This is a genomic window from Vibrio sp. R-1 (genome assembly GCF_035615595.1).
Taxonomy (GTDB): Bacteria; Pseudomonadota; Gammaproteobacteria; order Enterobacterales; family Vibrionaceae; genus Vibrio; species Vibrio cholerae.
The window spans coordinates 1-1,185 of the sequence record NZ_WPDC01000204.1; the positions used below are offsets into that span (position 1 = coordinate 1).

Annotated in this window: 1 protein-coding gene; it reads left to right on the forward strand. The window is 33.1% G+C overall.

Annotated elements, in window-relative coordinates; translation table 11 throughout:
* Positions 1 to 219: 219 nt before the first annotated feature.
* Positions 220 to 1,185 (forward strand): hypothetical protein (locus tag GOU96_RS17640; protein ID WP_324702080.1); only part of this gene is annotated, 966 nt, incomplete at its 3' end.

The following is a 1,185-nucleotide window of genomic DNA, read 5'->3' on the forward strand; positions in this document are numbered from 1 at the left end:
AGAATCAGGTATTTAGCGGTGGATATAGTCAAATAGTACTGAAAAAACACTCAAAAAATTGTCGTTAAATCATCGATAAATCTCGCAAAAATACGCAATAAATCATGTTGAAATTATCTGTAAATCGACATTAAATCGACACAGTAATTTTCGTTGAAAATTACTGTGTCGATTTAATGTGTTGATAGGGAATATTTTAAAAAAAAGGATGTTGTTGCTATGCTTAGTTTTAACGAACGTGAACTGTTGATTATTAATTCTTATATACATAATGGCGATGTGGTTGACAGTGTTCAGCAGATCTTAAGTTTCAGCAATGGAGATTTGGTTGGTAATGTAAGTCAATTTTCTGGCCATTTACTTAGTAATCCTTCTTTGTATGAGGGCTTATATTGTTATGTGTTTGGTGAACAGGGTGGATATCAGTTTGAGTATAATGAAAGTGGGGTTTATAAGCTGTTGAAAGCTTTGTGCAAAAAGAATTGTTTTAAATTTGAATATGATGTGGATGATAGGTTCTTAAACTTTGCTTTCGCGTATTGCTCGTTGTGTGATTTAAATGATTACGCAGATGGTAAGTTTCCGTTCTTGGATATTGGTATTGAGCGCAGGTCCTATCGTGTGAATAGAGATAATTTTCAAGGTGGAAGTGTAGTTCTTAGTAAAAATGATAAGGTAAAGGCAGTTAATGTTTTTTTGTTATTGCTTGAATTTCACAAAGGTGGTTCTGGGGACATTCCATTCTCTCTAAATCATCGATGGCGGAATGTTGTTGCTGATTGTAAAATCATTAATTGGTTAAATAAAAATGAAGTTCTGTTGGATTGGGCTTATGATTACATTGCCAAAACGTTTCTTAATAAAACGTTGCCTAACTGGATGCAGATTGCTGATATTGAAAAAAATAAAGCTACAAGTAAGAAGAGAGAAATTATCATTAATTTTTTTGATGTTTTATCTCCAGCTGATCAAATGATTGTTTGGTTGAAAATGCGTAATGCTGGTACACAGCAAAAGCATAGAATTAAGTCAGGATTGGATAATTCAGATAGAAAGAAAATACAGATTCCAATGCGAATGGAAGTGAAAAATAAACTTAAGCGGTTATCCGAGCGTGATGATAAGTGTCTTTATGAAGTCATTGAAGAATTGATTGAGGGTGCTTATGAAAAACGATTTGGTCCT